The 19065-nt window shown below is 64.0% G+C and carries 12 protein-coding genes; 5 read left to right on the top strand and 7 right to left on the bottom strand.

Features of this window, described 5'->3' with window-relative positions; genetic code table 11:
- Window positions 1-74: 74 nt before the first annotated feature.
- The 7 genes from RXV88_RS05220 to RXV88_RS05190 all read right to left on the bottom strand — a co-directional run bounded on the left by RXV88_RS05220 (window position 75) and on the right by RXV88_RS05190 (window position 10670).
- Entirely contained in the window at window positions 75-992 is a 918-nt protein-coding gene (locus tag RXV88_RS05220) for a hypothetical protein (RefSeq protein ID WP_316291048.1), read from the bottom strand.
- Window positions 993-1098: 106 nt separating this feature from the next.
- Window positions 1099-3981 (bottom strand): excinuclease ABC subunit UvrA, encoded by a 2883-nt coding sequence (gene uvrA / locus RXV88_RS05215; protein WP_316291047.1) that lies wholly within the window; start codon window positions 3979-3981, stop codon window positions 1099-1101.
- A gap of 174 nt (window positions 3982-4155) precedes the next feature.
- Complete coding sequence (locus RXV88_RS05210) at window positions 4156-5244, bottom strand: sn-glycerol-3-phosphate ABC transporter ATP-binding protein UgpC (protein WP_316291046.1); 1089 nt, start codon at window positions 5242-5244, stop codon at window positions 4156-4158.
- A 15-nt stretch (window positions 5245-5259) separates the two neighbouring features.
- A complete protein-coding gene (locus tag RXV88_RS05205; RefSeq protein WP_316291045.1) occupies window positions 5260-6918 on the bottom strand; it encodes an alpha glucosidase in 1659 nt (552 codons plus the stop codon).
- A 15-nt stretch (window positions 6919-6933) separates the two neighbouring features.
- Window positions 6934-8199 (bottom strand): carbohydrate ABC transporter permease, encoded by a 1266-nt coding sequence (locus RXV88_RS05200; RefSeq protein ID WP_316291044.1) that lies wholly within the window; start codon window positions 8197-8199, stop codon window positions 6934-6936.
- A gap of 1 nt (window position 8200) precedes the next feature.
- Window positions 8201-9175 carry a sugar ABC transporter permease gene (locus tag RXV88_RS05195; protein WP_316291043.1) on the bottom strand — a complete coding sequence of 325 codons (975 nt, stop codon included), beginning with the start codon at window positions 9173-9175 and terminating at the stop codon, window positions 8201-8203.
- Between the two features lie 139 nt (window positions 9176-9314).
- Complete coding sequence (locus tag RXV88_RS05190; RefSeq protein ID WP_316291042.1) at window positions 9315-10670, bottom strand: ABC transporter substrate-binding protein; 1356 nt, start codon at window positions 10668-10670, stop codon at window positions 9315-9317.
- A 256-nt stretch (window positions 10671-10926) separates the two neighbouring features.
- Between RXV88_RS05190 and RXV88_RS05185 the strand changes: the two genes are divergently transcribed.
- From RXV88_RS05185 to glgB, 5 genes are all read left to right on the top strand, one after another.
- Window positions 10927-11952: a substrate-binding domain-containing protein gene (locus RXV88_RS05185; protein WP_316291041.1), complete on the top strand. Its 1026-nt coding sequence runs from the start codon at window positions 10927-10929 to the stop codon at window positions 11950-11952.
- 26 nt (window positions 11953-11978) lie between these two features.
- On the top strand, window positions 11979-13298 hold the full coding sequence (locus tag RXV88_RS05180) for a GH1 family beta-glucosidase (protein ID WP_316291040.1): 1320 nt from the start codon (window positions 11979-11981) through the stop codon (window positions 13296-13298).
- Between the two features lie 4 nt (window positions 13299-13302).
- Window positions 13303-14274, top strand: coding sequence for a glucokinase (locus RXV88_RS05175; protein ID WP_316291039.1), 972 nt, complete (start codon window positions 13303-13305; stop codon window positions 14272-14274).
- A 102-nt stretch (window positions 14275-14376) separates the two neighbouring features.
- A complete protein-coding gene (locus tag RXV88_RS05170; protein WP_316291038.1) occupies window positions 14377-16779 on the top strand; it encodes a glycogen/starch/alpha-glucan phosphorylase in 2403 nt (800 codons plus the stop codon).
- A gap of 46 nt (window positions 16780-16825) precedes the next feature.
- A complete protein-coding gene (gene glgB / locus RXV88_RS05165) occupies window positions 16826-19009 on the top strand; it encodes a 1,4-alpha-glucan branching protein GlgB (protein ID WP_316291037.1) in 2184 nt (727 codons plus the stop codon).
- Window positions 19010-19065 lie beyond the last annotated feature (56 nt).

Below are 19065 nucleotides of genomic sequence, written 5' to 3'. Positions count from 1 at the left end.
ATCTCTTCCCGCCAAACGAGTGCAGAAACCTCTTCAAGGCTGCCGGATATGTTGCAGATTAAATGGACGACGCTCTAGCAGTTGGAAAAGTCTTCCAGGCCTTTCCAACGCGCCGTCACCGCTGCCACGATCTCGTGCCATTTTTGAGGAACGTCCAGTACGTCGCCGAGATAAGCGCGATACCCCACAAGATCGCTTTTGCACCGGATCAAAGCGCGCCCGCTTGCGGTATCGGTGGAAAACTGTCGATCCTCATACTTGTCTGGCTGCAGAGTCACGAGGATTTGGCCATTCATAACAAGGTCATAGATATGCCTGTTGGGAAATTCATTGTTTATACCGCAAGTCTGTGAACGGACGATTTCTATGAAATCCCCTGTTTCCTCGTGGCCGAAAAACATACGATACGTCTGAAACCCGCGCTCGAATTCCCTGGTTTCCTCCAGCCCAACGTCGGCACCGAACAGTACCTCGGCAATACCAAGCGACAGTTTGACCTCGCTTTTGGCGCCCCCGCTGAGTTTGACGGTACGTTTGCCAGAGCACGAATTGATCGTTTGATTGTACTTGCCTGTAGAGGTCGCCAGCGACAGCAACCTTGACATCGACTGAAGCAATGCGCGCGCCTCGGCAAATTCGGCACTGTCTCGGGAAACGATTTCGTCATAGGGCGTCAACTGACTCTGCCTGACGAACGTCCAATGCCCCGTTTCCGACAAGGCCAAAGTTCGGCTTGGACCTCCGGCACGCTTTACGTCGAAGACGGCAAAACGGGTGTTGGATTCGAAATAAAGACGCGACTGAAAAATATCGGTCTCTCTGTTCTGGTTCGCAAGCAGACCAAAAATACCCTGTTCCGCCAGTTCCAAGGTGGCCGCGTATTTTTCATGGCCGATCTCACGCCTCCGAGCCTGCCTGAGACCATCGAACTCATCTTCCCACACAATCTTTGCCGATTGCGCGTGCAGGGCGTCCGGAGACGAGAAGCTCAAAAGAAATATGAAAGTAATTATAATAGTTTGGATCATTCAACCAAAGCAAATCTACATGTGCGTCGCCTGCCGTGATGCGTGTATAAACCGGAACTCGATCAAAAGTCTACTCCGCCGCCACCCGGCGCGCGCGCAGCATCGGTTTCAGGTAGCGGCCGGTGTGTGAACGCTCGACCTCGGCCACCTCTTCGGGGGTGCCGGTGGCGACAATCTCGCCGCCGCCGTCGCCGCCCTCGGGGCCGATATCGATGATGTGGTCGGCGGTCTTGATCACGTCGAGGTTATGCTCGATCACGATGACCGTGTTGCCCTGCTCGACCAGCTCGTGCAGAACCTCCAGCAGCTTGCGAACATCCTCGAAATGCAGACCCGTGGTCGGCTCGTCAAGGATATAGAGCGTCCGGCCCGTCGAGCGTTTGGCCAGCTCTTTGGACAGCTTCACGCGCTGCGCCTCGCCGCCTGAAAGCGTCGTGGCCTGCTGACCCACCTTGATATAGCCCAGCCCGACACGCACCAGCGCATCCATCTTTTCGCGGATCGACGGCACGGCCTTGAAGAACTCCTGCGCGTCTTCGACCGTCATATCGAGAACGTCGGCGATGCTCTTGCCCTTGAACCTGATTTCCAGCGTCTCGCGATTGTAGCGCGCGCCCTTGCAGGTCTCACAGGTGACGTAGACGTCCGGCAAAAAGTGCATCTCGATCTTGATGACGCCATCGCCCTGGCAGGCCTCGCAGCGCCCGCCCTTGACGTTGAACGAAAAGCGCCCGGGCTTATAGCCCCGCGCCTTGGCCTCGGGCAGACCGGCGAACCAGTCGCGGATGGGCGTGAAGGCGCCGGTGTAAGTCGCCGGGTTCGACCGCGGAGTCCGCCCGATGGGGCGCTGGTCGATGTCGATCACCTTGTCGAGATGTTCGAGCCCCTTGATCGTCTCGCAGGGCGCGGGCGTCTGCCGCGCGCCGTTGAGCGCCATGGAGGCCGTCTTGAACAATGTCTCGATGGTCAGCGTCGACTTGCCGCCGCCCGACACACCGGTCACGCAGACGAACTTGCCCAGCGGGAATTCGGCGGTGACCTCCTTGAGGTTGTTGCCCGTCGCCTTGACCACCTTGAGCTTTTTGCGGTTGCCCTTGCGCCGCTCGGCCGGCACCGCGATTTCGCGGCTCCCGGACAGGTATTGCCCGGTCAGGCTGGCGGGATCGGCGGCCACTTCCTCGGGCGTGCCGTGGCTGACCACCTGCCCGCCATGCACCCCGGCCCCGGGCCCGATGTCAAAGACGTAATCCGCCTCGCGGATCGCTTCCTCGTCGTGTTCGACCACGATCACCGTGTTGCCCTGGTCGCGCAGGTTCTTGAGCGTGGTGATCAGCCGGTCGTTGTCGCGCTGGTGCAGACCGATGCTGGGCTCGTCCAGCACATAAAGCACCCCCGTCAGGCCCGAGCCGATCTGGCTGGCCAGCCGGATCCGCTGGCTCTCGCCGCCGCTTAACGTACCGGCAGAACGCGACAACGTAAGGTATTCCAATCCAACGTTATTCAGAAAGCCCAGCCGCTCGCGGATTTCCTTGAGGATGGCGCGTGCGATCTCGTTCTTCTGGTTGGTCAGATGCTCGGGCACCGACTGGCACCAGTCATAGGCCTGGCGGATCGACATCTCGACCACCTGACCGATGTGCAGCCCGGCGATGCGCACAGCCAGCGCCTCGGGCCGCAGGCGGTAGCCGCCGCAGGCGCCGCAGGCGCGGTTGTTCTGGTAGCGTTCGAATTCCTCGCGAATCCAGCTGGAATCGGTCTCGCGATAGCGCCGCTCCATATTGGGGATCACGCCCTCGAAGACGCGGCTGACCTGATAGACGCGCCCGCCCTCGTCGTAGCGGAACTTGATCTCCTCGTCGCCCGAACCGTAGAGGAAGACCTGCTGCACATGCGCCGGCAGGTCCTTCCAGCGGGTGTTCTTGTCGAATTCGTAATGCTTGGCGATGGCCTCGATGGTCTGAAGGAAATAGGGCGACTTACCCTTGCGCCAGGGCGCCAGCGCGCCGTCGTAGATTTTCAGCGTGGCGTCCGGCACCACCAGCCGTTCGTCGAAGAACAGCTCGACCCCCAGCCCGTCGCAGGATGGGCAGGCGCCGAAGGGCGCGTTGAAGCTGAAAAGGCGCGGCTCGATCTCGGGGATGGTGAAGCCGCTGACCGGACAGGCGAAATTCTCGGAGAATGTGATACGGACCGGCTCCTCGGTCTCTTGCGAGTCCTCCTCGCCAGGGCTCGGCGCTGTCTCGAGGATGGCGATGCCGTCGGCGAGGTCCAACGCGGTGCGGAAGCTGTCGGCGAGCCGCGTCTCCAGCCCCTCTTTCACCACCAGCCGGTCGACCACCACGTCGATGTCATGGCGGAACTTCTTGTCGAGCGTCGGCGGCGTGTCGAGGTCGTGGAACTGTCCGTCCACCTTGACCCGCTGGAAGCCCTGCTTGCGCAGCTCGAGGAATTCCTTGCGGTACTCGCCCTTGCGGTCGCGCACGATGGGCGCCAGCAGATAGGCGCGCGTGCCCGGCTCCATGGTCATCACCCGGTCGACCATGTCCTGCACCTGCTGCGCCTCGATCGGCAGGCCGGTGGCGGGGCTGAAGGGCGTGCCGACGCGGGCGAACAAGAGCCGCATATAGTCGTAGATTTCCGTCACCGTGCCGACGGTCGACCGCGGGTTCTTCGACGTGGTCTTCTGTTCGATGCTGATCGCGGGCGACAGGCCCGTGATGTGGTCCACATCCGGCTTTTCCATCATGTCGAGGAATTGCCGCGCATAAGCCGAGAGCGATTCGACATAGCGCCGCTGGCCCTCGGCATAGATCGTGTCGAAGGCCAGGCTCGACTTGCCCGAACCCGAAAGTCCGGTGATCACAACCAGTTGGTCGCGCGGAATGTCCACGTCGATGTTCTTGAGATTGTGCTCGCGCGCGCCGCGCACCTCGATCTGCTTCAGCTCAGCCATGCTACCCCCGATACGGTCGGGTTAAGACATAGTTGATGCCCGTGCCATCGCCAATGAAAAAAAGAGAACGAAGGCGGAACATGCGCCACTTCGCCTTCTTCTTGCTTCTTCTTGGCAGAAATACTCCGGGGGGTCTGGGGGGCTGGCCCCCCAGCCCTGCCCTCGAAATGCGTCTCAGCGGTAAAGCAGCGACGTGCCGCCCGCGAAAAGATGCACCTTGTCCGGCGTCGCGCCCAGCTTGACCGACTTGCCGCGCAGATCGGCGTGGATGCCCGGCAGCTTGCCGATCACCGGGTCGTCGCCATGCTGCGGCTCGAAATAGAGCAGCGTCACCTCGCCCAGGGCTTCGGTGATGTTCACCTTGCCCTCAAAGATGAAATCGCCGCCGGTTTCCACGAAATCTTCGGGCCGCACACCGACGTTGACCTGCAGGCCCATGTCGGCCTCGGTCGTCGGGTAATGCGACACGGCGGTGCCGCCGCCCGTCAGCTTGACCGTTGTCAGCTCGCCGGTGCCCACGACCTCGCCCGCCAGCAGGTTCATCGACGGTGAGCCGATGAATTGCGCGACGAATTCCGAATTGGGCCGCTCGTAAAGCTCCAGCGGCGAGCCGACCTGGGCGATCCCCTTGTTGGCCAGCACCACGATACGGCTCGCCAGCGTCATCGCCTCGACCTGGTCGTGGGTGACGTAGATCATGGTCGAGTTCGGCATCTGCTCTTTCAGCTGGGCGATCTCGATCCGTGTGGCGACGCGCAGCGCCGCGTCGAGGTTCGACAGCGGCTCGTCGAAAAGATACACCTTGGGATCGCGCACGATCGACCGGCCGATGGCCACGCGCTGGCGCTGGCCGCCAGACAGCGCCTTTGGCAGGCGGTCGAGATAGGGATCGAGCTGCAGCATCTTGGCGGCGCGGGTCACCGCCGCGTCGATCTCCTCGGGCGATTTCTTGGCGATCTTCAGAGCAAAGCTCATGTTGTCGCGCACGGTCATGTGCGGATAAAGCGCGTAGGACTGGAACACCATCGCGATGCCGCGCTGCGCGGGGGGCACGTCGTTGACGATCTGGCCGTCGATTTCCAGCGTGCCGCCGGTGATCTTTTCCAACCCGGCGATCATCCGCAAGAGCGTTGACTTGCCACAGCCCGAGGGCCCGACGAAGACGATCAGCTCGCCCTGCTCGATGTCCAGGTTGATGTTTTTCAGAACATCAACCGTTCCGCCGTAGGTCTTGGCGACGTCCGTCAGTTTCAGATTGGCCATGCTGTCCCTCCCGATTTATGCGTTGGCCTGCAGCGCCAGGGCGGGTTGCCATGGGCCGAGGTGCAGCTTGCCGTCCGGCGCTGCGGTTGTGCTTCCCAGTTCCACGCCGATCTGGCGCCAGACGCCCTCGGGCATATCCATCGCGGCGGGATCGTGGCTGAGGTTGAACGCGCAAAAGAGCGTATCGCCCCCGTAGCTGCGCTTGAAATGCAGGATCGTGCCGTCGGTGCCGATCTCGGTCATCTCGCCGTTGCGCAGCGCGGGGTGCGCGTGGCGGAACGACACGGCGCGGCGATAGTGATGCAGGATCGCCGACGGATCCTGTTCCTGCGTGCTGACCGCGCGGTTGAGGTGGTCATGGCTGACCGGCAGCCACGGCATCCCGGCGCTGAAGCCGCCGTTCTGATTGCTGGGCTCCCAGACCATCGGCGTGCGGCAGCCGTCGCGGCCCTTGAAGGCGGGCCAGAACCGTTTGCCGTAGGGATCCTGCAGATCCTCAAAGGCCACCTCGGCCTCGGGCAGCGCCAGCTCTTCGCCCTGATAAAGGCAGGCCGACCCGCGCAGGCACATCATCAGCGTGGTATAGCAGCGCGCCGCCGCGTCGGTCAGAGACCAGCGGCTGACATGGCGCGGCACGTCGTGGTTGGAAAACGCCCAGCAGGCCCAGCCATCGGCGGCCACCTTGTGCAGGTGGTCCATCACCGATTTGACATAGGCCGCGTCGGGGGCGTGATCGCTGAGCAGCTCGAAGGCGTAGCTCATGTGCATCAGCTCGTCGCCGCCGGTGTATTCGCCCAGGATCTCCATCCCGCGCTGGTCGTCGCCGACCTCGCCCACCGCAGCGGCGTTGTACTCGTTCATCAGCGACCGAAGACGGCGCAGAAAGGCCAGGTTCTCGGGCTGGGTCTTGTCGTAGAGGTGATCCTGCCAGGTATAGGGATTGACCGCCGGAGCGGTGATCGGGTTGCGCTCTTCCACCGGCAGCGGCGGGTTGTCGCGCAGCTGCGCGTCGTGGACGTAGAAGTTGATGGTATCGAGCCGGAAGCCGTCGACCCCCCGATCGAGCCAGAACCGCGCCACATCCAGAAGCGCCTCTTGCACCTGCGGTTCGTGAAAGTTCAGATCCGGCTGCTCGGTCAAAAAGTTGTGCATGTAGTACTGGCAGCGGGTGCTGTCCCATTGCCAGGCCGACCCGCCGAAGATCGACAGCCAGTTGTTGGGCGGCGTGCCGTCCGGCTTGGCGTCGACCCAGACATACCAATTGGCGTGCGCATTTTCCTTGCTGGAACGGCTTTCGATGAACCAGGGGTGCTGTTCAGAGGTATGCGACAGCACCAGGTCAATCATCACCTTCAGCCCCAGCCGATGCGCCGTGGCGATCAGGATGTCGAAATCCGCAAGGCTCCCGAACATCGGATCGACGTCGCAATAATCGCTGACGTCATAGCCGAAATCCTTCATCGGCGAACGGAAGAACGGCGAGATCCAGACCGCATCGACGCCCAGGCTGGCCACATGCGGCAGGCGCTGCGCGATGCCCAGCAGGTCGCCGATCCCGTCGCCGTTGCTGTCCTGAAAGCTGCGCGGATAAATCTGATAGATCACCGCGCCGCGCCACCAGTCGCGATCTGTGTTCACGGCCTTGGCCATGGCGATATCCGTTTGTTTGGTCATCGGGGTCTTTCGTCGTTACTTGACCGAGCCGGCCAGCAGGCCGCGCACGAGATATTTCTGCATCGCGAAGAACACGAACAGCGGCACCGCGATCGACACGAAGGCCGCCGCCGCGAGGATGCCCCAGTCGCCCCCGCGCGAGCCCAGAAGGTCGTCGGCGATCTTGACCGTCATCACCCAGGATTCGGCGTTGGACGGCAGGAACACCTTGGCCACCAGCAGGTCGTTCCAGGTCCAGAGGAACTGGAAGATGGCAAAGCTGGCCAGCGCCGGGAACGACAGTGGCAGCACGATCTTGGTGAAGACCTGGAAATCGGTGGCGCCGTCGACCTTGGCGCTTTCGATGATGTCGCGCGGCAGGCCGACCATGTAGTTGCGCAAGAGGTAAATCGCCAGCGGCAGGCCGAACCCGGTATGTGCCAGCCAGATGCCCAGGAAAGATTGCCCGATGCCGACCTTGTTGTGCAGCGTCAGAAGCGGCACCAGCGCCAGCTGCAGCGGCACGACCAAGAGGCCCACCACCATCGCGATCAACACGCCACGGCCCTTGAAGTCCATCCACGCCAGCGCATAGGCGGCGAAGGCGGCGATCAGGATCGGGATGATCGTGGCCGGGATCGTGACCGTCAGCGTGTTGATAAAGGCCTTGTCCATGTTGTTGGAAAACAGGATCGCTTCGTAGTTCTGCAAACCGAATTCCGGCGGCGAGGCCGCGATGATGTAGATCGAGGGCGCGCGGCTGATCTCGCGGGCCGCGGTCCAGGTGAAATCGCCGTTGGCCGCGACCGTGGCCGCGCGGTCGATGGTAAAGCCGGTGACCGGCTTGTCCTCGAAGGTTTCGGGCGGCACCGGGTCGCTTCCCGTCTCCCAGGCCATCTCGTAATTCTCGGTGTCAGTGGAGCCGTCGGGCTCGGTCACCTCGAGCTTGAGCCGGCCATAGGTTTGGCCGGGCTGCGCCGCGCCAGGGTCGCGCCCGGCGATGCCAAAGGCCGCCACGTCGCCCGAGCTCGGCACGTCCTCGGCGCCGGTGGTGAAAAGGTTGCCCTCGAGCACGAATATCCCGCCCTCGGCGCGCGCGCCCTCGGGGTCGGGCTGCACGCGGTAGGCCTGTTCGACCGGGAACATCGACGCCCACCAGCCGGTTTCCGAGATCTGTTCACGCTCGCGGAAGGACGACACCAAAAGCCCGATGGTCGGTATCAGCCACAGCAGCACCAGAAACACGACGGTGGCGTTGGTGACGATGGAAAGCGAGGATTTCTGACCTGCGATATTGTCCATCTTACATCTCCTTCCGGGCCTGGCGGATGTTCCAGATCATCACCGGCAGCACGATCACCATGATGACGAAGGCCACGGCGGTCGCCCGCCCGTCGTCACGGAACATGTAATCCATCATGTAACTTGGCAGGATCTCGGTATCGAAATTGCCCCCCGTCATGGCGTAGACGATGTCGAAGACCTTGAGCACCAGGATCGTGATCGTGGTCCAGACCACGACGATGGTGCCCATGATCTGCGGGATCTTGATGCGGAAGAAGATCTGGAACGGGTTCGCCCCGTCGATGATCGCCGCCTCGACGGTTTCCTCGGGGATGCCGCGCAGCGCGGCGCTAAGGATCACCATGGCAAAGCCGGTCTGGATCCAGACCAGGATCACCATCAGAAAGAAGTTGTTCCAGAACGGGATCTGCAGCGGATCGACCGGGCTGGCGCCGAAGAAATCGCGCACCGCGTTGATGATGCCGATGTCGGGGTCGTTGGCATAAACGAACTTCCAGATCAGCGACGCGCCCACGAACGAGATCGCCATCGGCATAAAGATCAGCGACTTGGCGATGTTGCCCCATTTCAGCCGGTCGGTGAGCTGCGCCACCAAAAGGCCCAGAAAGGTCGCGGCGGCGGGCACGAAAAGCGCCCAGAGCACGTTGTTGAAGACCGCGGTGCGAAAGCCCTCTTCGGCGAACATGGTGGTGTAATTGCCCAGCCCGATGAACTCGTCGCCCGCGCGGTTGAAGAGCGAGCGGTAAAAGCTGCCCACCACCGGGTAGACCAGGTAAAGCCCCAGCGCGAACATCGCCGGAAAGAGGAACAGCCACGGCCGCACCAGCGTCGCGCGGTTGATGTTGCGCCCGTTGTCGTCGTTCCGCGGCGGAAAGATGATCTTGTCCAACACCCAGTTGGACGCAAAGAAATAGCCCACACATCCGCCGACGCCGATGATGATGGTCAGAATACCCTGAAGTATCGGTGGCATGATAATCCTCCCTTTGGCGCGCCGAATATCCTGCGGGCCTGTCGTGGATGCCGCCTGCCCCGTTTGGCCGGGATCCTGTGCGGGCTTGATCCGCCCCGCCGCCCGAAGACGGACGGCGGAGCGGTGGTCTTAACGCGGGTTACTGGATCGAGTCCCAGCGGGACTGGATGCCCGCCGCCACTTCTGCCGCATCGGCACCGGTCACGTAATCGACCATGCCGGTCCAGAACGCGCCCGCGCCGATCTCGCCAGGCATCAGGTCGGATGCGTCAAAGCGGAAGGTGGTCGCCTCGCGCAGGATGTTGCCCTGCGCCCGCAGGCTGTCCTCGGCATAGACCGCCGGGTTGACGCCCGCATGGGCCGTCAGGAACCCGCCCTGCGCCATCCAGAGCTCATGCGCGATGGGCAGCTTGAGGAACTCGATGAAGGCATTGGTCGCGTCCGACGGATCGGTGATGCCAAAGAGCGTGCCCGCCCCCAGCACCGGCTTGCCCAGATCCTTGTCCTCATAGGCCGGGAAGTAGAAGAAATCCACGTCCTCGCCCACTTCGGTGCCTTCCGGGAAGAAGGCGGGAATGAACGATGCCTGACGGTGCATGTAGCATTCCGACGGAATGGTGAAGAGCCCCGCCGGGCTGTCGCGGAAGTCGGTGGTGGCCACCGCCTCGGATCCGCCGCTGACGAAATCGTCGTTGCGCGCGAACCAGCCGAATTCCTCGATGGCCGCGATCACCTTGGGATCGTCGAACTTCATCTCGTTGGCGACCCAGGCGTCGTAATCGGCGGGCGATTGAGTGCGCAGCATCAGATCCTCGACCCAGTCGGTGGCGGGCCAGCCGGTGGCAGCCCCCGACCCCAGGCCGATGCACCACGGCGTGCCGCCGTCGTCGACGATCTGCTGGGTCAGCTCTTTCAGCTCTTCCATCGTTTCGGGGATGTCATAGCCCGCTTCGTCGAAGGCGATGGGGTTGTACCACACCAGCGATTTCACATCGACGCGGTAGAAAAGACCGTAAAGGTCGTCCGCCCCGTCGGCGCCCGCATAGGTGCCCAGATCGACCCAGGACTGACCGGCGGCGAAATTGTCGCGCACCCAATCGGCGGTGCCGTCGGGCATCGGCGTCAGCAGGCCCTGGCTGGCCATGTCGGCGGCCAGACCTGGCTGCGGGAAGACCGCCAGGTTCGGCGCGGACCCGGCGCGGGTCGAAATCACGATATCCTGCTCGAAGCTGTCCGACCCGGAGTAATTGACCTCGGCGCCGGTGGCCTCGGTGAAATATGCGAAGACCTTGTCGACCTTCTCTTTTTCGTTGCCGGTCCAGGGGCCGGTGATCGTCACGGTCGCGCCGCTCAGGTCATATTGCCCGGCAAAATCGTTGTAGCTGTCCCAGGCGAAATCGCCCTCACCGGGCGCAAAGGGCAGATGACCGGCGGCATGTGCCGCACCGGCCACGAGCGCGGCAGCAGCCACGCCTGCGTAAAGCGCAGGTTTCATCATATTACCTCCCTTGGCGGTCTCGTTTCGGCCGCCTGTTTGATCGTCAGCGCAATGGAATCGCAAAAACCAAAGCGCTTTGGGTGCGTGCACAGTTGGTGAAGCACTCAACTGTGTCAATCGGGTTTTTTGCGGAATTGCACAGGAAATAGCCGGGTTCGGGCATTTTATGTGCAATCTATGCAGTCCCTCTTCCAACCTGCCAGCATTTTTGATTAACGTAAACAACATTGAAGGCGCTTTGGACCCCGGACGCATGAATCTGAAGGAACTGTCAGAACATCTGAACCTGTCGCAGACGACGGTCAGCCGGGCGCTCAACGGCTATCCCGAGGTCAGCGAGGCCACCCGCCGGCGCGTGGTCGACGCCGCGCGCGCGCTCCATTACAGCCCCAACACCCGCGCCAAGGGGCTGGCCACCGGACGCGCGATGGCGGTGGGGCACGTGATCCCGCTTTCCGGCCAGCACGAGATGGTCAACCCGGTCTTCGGCGATTTCATCACCGGCGCGAGCGAGGCCTACGTCAAGGCAGGCTACGACCTGATGATCAGCGTGGTCGAGGACGGGTGCGAGGAACAGCATTACCGGCGCATGAAAGCCATGGGCAATGCCGACGGCGTAATCGTGCACGGGCCGCGCATGGACGACCCGCGCATCTCGCTGCTGGTCGAGCTGGGCCTGCCCTTCGTCGTGCACGGCCGGGCGTCCAACGTGAACACGCCTTATTCTTGGGTCGACATCAACAACAACCGCGCCTTCCGACGGGCGACGGAATTTCTGCTGGATCTGGGCCACCGGCGGATCGCGCTGATCAACGGACTCGAATCCATGGATTTCGCCTTTCGCCGCCGCGCTGGCTATGAGGGCGCGCTGGCCGCGCGCGGGCTGGCCCCCGACCCCGACCTGATGCGCAGCGGCGAGATGACCGAGGTCTACGGCCACCGCGCCGCACGCGAGATGCTGCGCCGGGACGCGGCGCCGACGGCCTTTCTGACCTCGTCGCTGATCACCGCGATCGGGGTGCGCCGCGCGGTGCACGACGCCGGGCTGACGCTGGGGCGGGACGTGTCGGTCATCACCCATGACGACGACCTGAGCTATCTCAAGAACGGCGAGCACATACCCCTCTTCACCGCCACGCGCTCGTCGGTGCGGGTCGCGGGGCGCATCTCGGCCGAGATGCTGCTGGGGCAGATCGGCGGCGACATGCCGTCGCCCGCCACCCGAATGTTGGAGGCCGATCTGATCATCGGCCAGTCCACCGGCCCTGCCCCGCATTAATGCGCCGCATGAAAAGGACTTAAGAAATGCAGCACAAACGCAGCGATTTCCCCGAGGGGTTTCTCTTTGGGGCCGCGACATCGAGCTATCAGATCGAAGGTCAGGCCTTTGGCGGCGCAGGGCGCAGCCATTGGGACGATTTCGCCGACACCCCCGGCAACGTGGTGCGCGCCGAGAACGGCGCGCGGGCCTGCGATCACTATCACCGCTATGAGGAAGACCTCGATCTGGTGCAGGCCGCGGGGCTCGACGCCTACCGCTTTTCCACCAGCTGGGCGCGGGTGATGCCCGACGGCAAGACGGTCAACCCCGAGGGGCTGGATTTCTACGACCGGCTGACCGACGCGATGCTGGCGCGCGGGCTGAAGCCCTGCGCCACGCTTTACCACTGGGAGCTGCCCTCGGCGCTGGCGGATCTGGGCGGCTGGCGCAACCGGGACGTCGCCGGCTGGTTCGCCGATTTCACCGAGACGATCATGGGCCGCATCGGCGACCGGATGTATTCGGTCGCGCCCGTGAACGAGCCGTGGTGCGTCGCCTGGATCAGCCATTTCCTCGGCCTGCACGCCCCCGGCCTGCGCGACATCCGCGCCACCGCGCGGGCCATGCATCACGTGCTGCTGGCGCATGGCCGGGCGATCCAGGCGATGCGCGCCATGGGCATGGGCAATCTGGGCGGCGTCTTCAACATGGAATGGGCCACCCCCGCCGACTACAGCCCCGAGGCCGCAGACGCCGCAGCCCTCTATGACGGTTATTACAATCACTGGTACATCAGCGGCGCGCTCAAGGGCGCCTATCCCGACAACGTGCTGGCGGGGCTGGGCCAGCACATGCCCGAGAACTGGCAGGACGATTTCGGCGTGATCCGGCAGGATCTCGACTGGTGCGGGATCAATTACTACACCCGCAAGGTGATCGCCCCCAACGACGGGCCCTGGCCGCATCACGAAGAGGTCGAGGGTCCGCTGCCCAAGACCTTCATGGATTGGGAGATCTATCCCGAGGGCCTTTACAACTTCCTCACCCGCACCGCGCGCGAGTATACCGGCGACATCCCTTTGTTCGTGACCGAAAACGGCATGGCCGCGCCGGATGTGATCCGGAACGGCGCGGTGGACGACCCCAACCGCATCGACTTTGTCGACCAGCATCTGGCGGCGGTGAAACGCGCCATCGCCGACGGCGCGCCGGTGCAGGGCTATTTCATCTGGTCGCTCTTGGACAATTACGAATGGGCGTTGGGATACGAAAAGCGCTTCGGCCTCGTGCATGTGGATTTCGACACTCTGGTGCGCACGCCCAAAGCCTCTTACCATGCGCTGAGCCGCGCCCTGACCGAGTAGAGCCATGTCCGCACCCATCACCGCCCTGGTCGCCGATATCGGCGGCACCAACACACGCGTTGCCCTGACCGAGGGCAGCCACGTGCGCACCGACACGATCCGGCGCTACCGCAATGCCGATCACGCCGATCTGGCCGAGGTGCTGCGCGCCTATCTCGACACCACCGGCGCCACGGTGGACGCCGCCTGCGTCGCCATGGCCGGGCCGGTGCGCGACGGCGTGGGGCGGCTGACCAATCTCGACTGGACCGTCGACCGCGACGCGGTCGGCGCAGCGACTGGCGCGGGCACCGTCGCGGTGCTGAACGATCTGCAGGCGCAGGGCCACGCGCTCGACCTGCTGACCGCGGACAACCTGACCACGCTTTTGCCCGGCCAGCCCGCCAGCCCGCAGGCGGCGCGCCTGGTGATCGGCGTGGGCACCGGCATGAACGCCGCCCCGGTCTTCAAGCTGAACGGCCAGACGCTGGTGCCGCCCAGCGAGGCAGGCCACATCAGCCTGCCGGTGCAGACCGGCGAAGAGCTGCGCCTGATGGATTTCATCGCCCGCAAGCACGGCGTGCCGGGGGTCGAGGACGTGCTGTCCGGCCGCGGCTTTGAACGGGTCTACGCCTGGCTTTGCGAGGAAGACGGCGGCGCCGAACGGCTCGAGGCCGGCGCGATCATGCAGGCCGCCGATGCGGGCGAGGCGCGCGCGCTGCGCGCGATCGAGGTCTTCACCCGCGTTCTGGGCCGGGTCGCGGGCAACCTTGCGCTGGTCATGCTGCCGTTCGGCGGGGTCTACCTTTGCGGCGGCGTCGCGCGGCATTTCGCACCGCATCTGATGCGCGCGGGCTTTGCCGAGGCCTTTGCCGACAAGGGCCGCTTTGCCGACTTCATGCACCAGTTCCCGGTGCACATGATCACCGACGACTACGCCGCCCTGACCGGGTCGGCCTCGCATCTGAGCGAGTTGCTGATCCTCGAGGCATCCTGATGCCGCAGCGCGGCATTTCCGCCTGATCGCCGCGCAAAGGCTTGCCATTTCCCGATTTCCGCGATTGATAGCGGTAACAGCTCCTCAAGGAGGCGACCTGACATGAATATGAACACCCCTTCCCTCACGACCGAATCCTTCCGTGACGCGATCCTGCGGCACCTGACCTATTCCTTCGGCAAGGACCCCGCGCATGCCATGCTGGAAGACTGGCGCATGGCGCTGTCCTATGCCGTGCGCGACCGGATCGTGGACAGTTGGTTTTCGGCCACCCGGCGCAGCTATGAGGCTGGCGCGAAACGGGTTTACTACCTGTCGATGGAATTCCTGATCGGCCGTCTGCTGGAGGACGGCATCGTCAATCTGGAACTCGTCGATCAGGCCAAGGGCGCGCTGGCCGAGCTGGGTCAGGATTACCAGAATGTGCTGGCCGACGAGCCCGACGCGGCGCTTGGCAACGGCGGTCTGGGGCGGCTGGCGGCCTGTTTCCTCGAATCGCTCTCGACGCTGGGCTGCCCCGCGATGGGCTATGGGATCCGCTACGAACACGGGCTCTTTCGTCAGTCGTTCCGCGACGGGCGGCAATGCGAGGCGCCGGAAACCTGGCTGCTGCAACGCCACGCCTGGGAATTCGAACGCCCCGAGGCGCGGTTCCGCATCGGCTTTGGCGGCGATGTGAAGATCACAGGCGAGCGTGCGCTCTGGACCCCGGACGAGATGGTCGAGGCCGAGGCCTTCGACACGCCGGTCATCGGCTGGAAGGGCCGCTGGGCCAACACCCTGCGCCTGTGGTCGGCGCGCGCGGTCGATCCGTTCGATCTGGACAGCTTCAACCGGGGCGATTTCGCCGCCGCCGCCCAGCCCGAGGCGCTGGCGCGCACGATCTCGCGGGTGCTCTATCCCGACGACACCACCGAGCAGGGCAAGGAGCTGCGGCTCAAGCAGGAATTTTTCCTGACCGCCGCCGCATTGCGCGACATTCTGCGCCGCTTTGACAGCGAACACGACGACATCCGCGCCCTGCCCTCCAAGGTGGCGATCCAGCTCAACGACACACACCCCGCCGTCGCCGGGCCCGAGCTGGTGCGCATCCTGCACGACGAGCGGGGCCTGTCCTTCGACGAGGCGATGACGCTGGCGCAGGGCACGCTGAGCTACACCAACCACACGCTGTTGCCCGAGGCGCTGGAATCCTGGCCCGAGGGGCTCTTTGGCAAGCTGCTGCCGCGGCATCTGCAGATCGTCGACCGGATCGACGCCGCCCATGCCGCGCGGCACCCCAGCCGCACCCAAAGCATGCGCGCCGATCACGAGGTCAAGATGGGCAATCTGAGCTTTGTCATGGCGCACAAGGTCAACGGCGTGTCGGCGCTGCACACCGGGCTGATGAAGACGACCGTCTTCGAGGAACTGCACGGGCTGCACCCCGACCGGATCGTGAACCAGACCAACGGCGTGACCCCGCGCCGCTGGCTTTTGGCCTGCAACCCGCTCCTGGCGTCGCTGATCAACGACACCATCGGCGAGGGCTGGTTCGACGATCTGGAACAGCTCAAGCGGTTGGAGCCGCATGTGGACGACGCCGCCTGGCTCGACCGCTATGCGCAGATCAAGCGCGACAACAAGGCCGACCTGGCGCAATGGATGGCCGAGACGCAGGGCGTCAAGGCCGACCCGGCGATGATGTTCGACATCCAGATCAAGCGGATCCACGAATACAAGCGCCAGCACATGAACATCCTTGAGACCATCGCGCTCTGGCAGGCGATCAAGGCCGATCCGGACGCGCATTGGACGCCGCGGCTCAAGCTTTTCGCGGGCAAGGCCGCGCCGGGCTATTTCTTTGCCAAGGACATCATCCGCCTGATCAACGACGCCGCCGAGGTGATCAACGCCGATCCGGTGACGGCGCCGTTCCTCAAGGTGGCCTTCCTGCCCAATTACAACGTCACGCTGGCCGAGCGTCTGATCCCCGCCGCCGATCTGTCGGAACAGATCAGCACCGCGGGCAAAGAGGCCTCGGGCACGGGCAACATGAAATTCGCCCTGAACGGCGCGCCGACGGTCGGCACTCTGGACGGCGCGAACGTCGAGATTCGCGAGCATGTGGGGGCAGAGAACTTTTTCCTTTTCGGCATGACCGCCGAAGAGGTGATGGAGCGGCGCAAGATCGACGGTCACGCCGCCCACGCCATCGCCGCCGACCCGCGTCTGGCCGCGGCGCTGGCCACCCTGCGCGACGGCACCTTCAGCCCCGAAGAACCTGACCGCTACGCCGGGATCGCCGACAATCTGGAAGGCGCGGATTACTTCACCGTCTGTTCGGACTTCACCGATTACTGGCGCGCGCAGCGCGAGGTGGACGCGGCCTATCGCGACCCCAAGGGCTGGGCGCGGATGGCCGCGCTCAACACCGCGCGGTCGGGCTGGTTCTCGTCCGATCGCACGATCCAGGGCTACATGGCCGATATATGGGGGGCCGAAAGCCTGCTGCGGAACCCCTGAGCGGTCGTCGCGTTGAACCCGGGACGCAATCGGATAAAGTGACCCCATGCAAACAGTTTCGAACGAGCAAGACACGATAGCGCTTATCAAACTCACCCAGGGGCAGAATGACGATCCCTTCGCGGTTCTGGGGCCCCGAACGGTCGGCCGGTCCCGCTATGTGACCGCCTTCGATCCCGGGGCCAGCAGCCTTGCGGCGGTGGTCGACGGCAAGGCCCATGCTCTGGACGCGGTCGAAGGCGCACCGGGCGTCTTTTCCGGCAAGGTGCCGGGGACGAAGCCTTATCACCTGCGCGGCACCGACGCCTCGGGCCACAGCTGGGAGGTCGAGGACCCCTACCGCTTTGGCCCGGTTATGGGCGAGCTGGACGAATACCTACTGGGCGAAGGCACGCACCGCCAGATCTGGAAGGTGCTGGGCGCGCATGTGATGGAACACGAAGGCGCACACGGCACGCATTTCGCGGTCTGGGCCCCGAACGCGCGGCGGGTGTCGCTGGTGGGCGAGTTCAACCATTGGGACGGCCGCCGCCACGTCATGCGCCGCCGTGGCGCGACCGGCATCTGGGAAATCTTCATGCCCGGGCTCGGCGACGGCGCCGTCTACAAATACGAAATCGTCGGGCCGCAGGGCAACACCCTGCCGCTCAAGGCCGACCCCTGCGGCTTCGGCTCGCAGCATCCGCCCGAGAACGCCAGCGTCGTGCGCGACATCGGCGGCTATGGCTGGTCGGACATGGACTGGATCGAGACCCGCGCCGAGGCGCAGGCGCGCGAGGCGCCGATCTCGGTCTACGAGGTGCATCTGGGCAGCTGGCGGCGCAAGGACGGCGGCCGGCCCATTTCCTATGTCGAGGCCGCCGAAGAGCTGGTCGCCTATGTCACCGACATGGGTTTTACCCATATCGAGCTTTTGCCGGTCAGCGAATATCCTTTCGACGGCTCCTGGGGCTATCAGCCCGTAGGTCTTTTCGCGCCCACGATTCGCTTCGGCCCGCCGCACGAGTTCCGCGATCTGGTGAACGCGGCGCACAAGGCGGGCGTCGGCGTGATCCTCGACTGGGTGCCGGGGCATTTCCCGACCGACCCGCACGGGCTCGGCCAGTTCGACGGCACGGCGCTCTACGAACATGCCGACCCGCGCGAAGGCTTCCACCAGGACTGGAACACGCTGATCTATAATTACGGCCGCCGCGAGGTCGCCAATTTCCTGACCTCGAATGCGCTCTACTGGCTCGACGAATACCATGTGGACGGGCTGCGGGTGGATGCGGTGGCCTCGATGCTCTACCGCGACTACAGCCGCAAGGACGGCGAATGGGTGCCCAACAAGGACGGCGGTCGCGAGAACTATGAGGCCATCGACATGCTGCGCGCGATGAACACGCAGACCTATGGCACCCATCCCGGCATCATGACCGTGGCCGAGGAATCGACCTCGTTTCCCAAGGTGTCCCGCCCGATCTACGACGGCGGGCTTGGCTTTGGCTACAAGTGGAACATGGGCTGGATGAACGACACGCTCGAATACATCCAGAAGGACCCGATCTACCGCAAGCATCATCACCACCAGATGACCTTTGGGCTGCATTACGCGTTCAGCGAAAACTTCATCCTGCCGATCAGCCATGACGAGGTGGTGCACGGCAAAGGGTCGATGCTGGGCAAGATGCCCGGCAACGAATGGGAGAAGTTCGCCAACCTGCGCGCCTATTACGGCTTCATGTGGGGCCATCCCGGCAAGAAGCTGCTCTTCATGGGGCAGGAGTTCGCGCAAGGCCACGAATGGAACCACAACGCCCAGATCGACTGGGCTTGCCTGGAAAACCCGGCGCATAAGGGCATCCAGCGGCTGGTCCGCGATCTGAACACGCTCTACCGCGCGGAACCCGCGCTGCACGCCGCCGATTGCGACCCCGCGGGCTTTCAGTGGATCGAAGCCAACGACGCCGACCGGTCGGTCTTTGCCTGGGTGCGGCGCGGCGGCGATGGTGCCGAGGTTGCGGTGATCTGCAACTTCACGCCGGTCGAACAGACCGGCTATCGCATCGGCCTGCCGCAGGCCGGGCACTGGCGCGAGGCGCTGAATTCGGACGCATCGATCTACGGCGGCGGCGACCGGGGCAACCTGGGCGGCGTCACCGCCCATGAGGGCGTAAGCCATGGACAACCTGCGCATGCATCGCTGACGCTGCCGCCGCTTTCAGTGGTATATCTGGTAAAGGATTGACGGCATAACGAAGACGACGGCGCGCGAAAAGACGCGCCGCAACGGGACACTAGGGA

The sequence above is a fragment of the Aestuariicoccus sp. MJ-SS9 genome (genome assembly GCF_032586235.1).
Taxonomy (GTDB): Bacteria; Pseudomonadota; Alphaproteobacteria; order Rhodobacterales; family Rhodobacteraceae; genus Aestuariicoccus.
This window is presented reverse-complemented; position numbering and strand designations above follow the sequence as displayed.

Excerpts from the sequence above, each read along its gene's own strand:
- uvrA (WP_316291047.1), bottom strand. The coding sequence starts at position 3,981 with ATGGCTGAGCTGAAGCAGATCGAGGTGCGCGGCGCGCGCGAGCACAAT.
- RXV88_RS05170 (WP_316291038.1), top strand. The coding sequence starts at position 14,377 with ATGAATATGAACACCCCTTCCCTCACGACCGAATCCTTCCGTGACGCG.
- RXV88_RS05200 (WP_316291044.1), bottom strand. The coding sequence starts at position 8,199 with ATGGACAATATCGCAGGTCAGAAATCCTCGCTTTCCATCGTCACCAAC.
- RXV88_RS05190 (WP_316291042.1), bottom strand. The coding sequence starts at position 10,670 with ATGAAACCTGCGCTTTACGCAGGCGTGGCTGCTGCCGCGCTCGTGGCC.
- RXV88_RS05185 (WP_316291041.1), top strand. The coding sequence starts at position 10,927 with ATGAATCTGAAGGAACTGTCAGAACATCTGAACCTGTCGCAGACGACG.
- glgB (WP_316291037.1), top strand. The coding sequence starts at position 16,826 with ATGCAAACAGTTTCGAACGAGCAAGACACGATAGCGCTTATCAAACTC.
- RXV88_RS05205 (WP_316291045.1), bottom strand. The coding sequence starts at position 6,918 with ATGACCAAACAAACGGATATCGCCATGGCCAAGGCCGTGAACACAGAT.
- RXV88_RS05175 (WP_316291039.1), top strand. The coding sequence starts at position 13,303 with ATGTCCGCACCCATCACCGCCCTGGTCGCCGATATCGGCGGCACCAAC.
- RXV88_RS05195 (WP_316291043.1), bottom strand. The coding sequence starts at position 9,175 with ATGCCACCGATACTTCAGGGTATTCTGACCATCATCATCGGCGTCGGC.
- RXV88_RS05210 (WP_316291046.1), bottom strand. The coding sequence starts at position 5,244 with ATGGCCAATCTGAAACTGACGGACGTCGCCAAGACCTACGGCGGAACG.
- RXV88_RS05180 (WP_316291040.1), top strand. The coding sequence starts at position 11,979 with ATGCAGCACAAACGCAGCGATTTCCCCGAGGGGTTTCTCTTTGGGGCC.